This window comes from Petralouisia muris (assembly GCF_004793545.1).
Lineage (GTDB): Bacteria > Bacillota > Clostridia > Lachnospirales > Lachnospiraceae > Petralouisia > Petralouisia muris.
The window spans coordinates 1-1,350 of the sequence record NZ_SRYA01000208.1 but is presented as its reverse complement, the minus strand read 5'-3'; the positions used below and the strand labels follow the sequence as shown (position 1 = coordinate 1,350).

Below are 1,350 nucleotides of genomic sequence, written 5' to 3'. Positions count from 1 at the left end.
TCCAATGCGCACTGGCGGAGCAGCTCCGTATCCGTACTGATATATGTCTGGGTGCTTTCCGGCGTTGTGTGGCCCAGCGTCTGGGCGATCTCAGTCAGCTTCACGCCATTGGAGAGCATGGCCGTGGCTATGCTGTGACGGAAGGAATGCATCCCTACCGGCTTATCCGCAGGGACTTTTACCCCGGCTTTCTGGACAGCTTTCACCACTGTTTCGCGGAAGCTGTTTTTCAGGGCATCAAACGGGGCTGTGTGCCGCACGAAAATGTACCCGCAGTCCGTTTCCGGGCGTCCATGCTTAAGATAGTCGATAATGGCCCACCCTGCATCGTCGGGGAGCGGAAGCTCCAGCGGCACGCCGGTCTTTTTCTGGGTAATGGATATCCGCCTGTTCTGCCAGTCGATGGAATCAAAGCGGAGGAGGCGGACATCGCTGATACGCAGGCCCAGGCGGGCAACGAGCAGGAACACCGCATAGTTGCGCTTCCCCTGGGCATTGTCGCGGTCAACGGATGCCAGTATCCGCTCCACTTCCTCCGGGGTAAACACTGTCGGCAGCCTGTAGCTGTGTGTGCGGCGCACATCCGGCAGGGAGCCGGAAAAGCTCCTGCTGTGCCAGCCGTTTGCGAGGGCATAATCTGACAGCCTTCCAAGGAGCTTGATTGTCCCGCCAACTGTCCCGGAAGAAAAACCGGCCAGCGTTTCGATATAGGCGTTCAGGTGGTGCAGCTCGATCTGGCTGAACCGGTCTATCCCGCTGTTTGCCAGGAAATACTCGAAGCGGAACAGCCGGCTGCGCCATGTCCTGACAGAGCCCTCTGCAAAGCCGTCTTTGCGCTGTTTTTCAAGAAAACCTTCAAACAGCGGGCTGAATGCATCTGAAAAGGACTTCAGAGTCATGTGGGACTGCTTAAAGATCATGCCGAACTGTTGGAAGTCCAGCAGTATGTGGACGGCCCTGTTGACGTTCTGTGATGCGTCCTTTTCGCCCAGGACAGCGCCATACAGATCCCAGACAAAGCCCCGTGCCGATTCCGCTGTCAGCAGGCCATCATTGTGTTCCTCGCAGTAGGATGCCAGATTCTTCCACACTGCGTCCATGCGGTCAATGGTGTACTGGCTGTAGCCAAGCCCGGACATCTGTGCCTTAACCGCTGTGACCAGCTCGCGGATACCTGCGGCTGGTGTACTTTTTGTTTCTTTCATCGTGTAAAAACCTCCATATTTTATTGTGATGGGATGATCCATCCAATAAAAGTGTAAAGAATTATGTTGAGTTTAGCGATGAATTTTTCAGCATATCTGGCATTTGAAGGAGGCGACTTTACATTATTTTTCGCTTTACATTAGC

At 54.4% G+C, this 1,350-nt stretch carries 1 protein-coding gene; it reads right to left on the bottom strand.

The window, feature by feature from the left end:
- Positions 1-1,247: site-specific integrase (locus E5329_RS29080; RefSeq protein WP_135992572.1), on the bottom strand; the 1,247-nt coding region annotated here is incomplete at its 3' end.
- Positions 1,248-1,350: the final 103 nt, after the last annotated feature.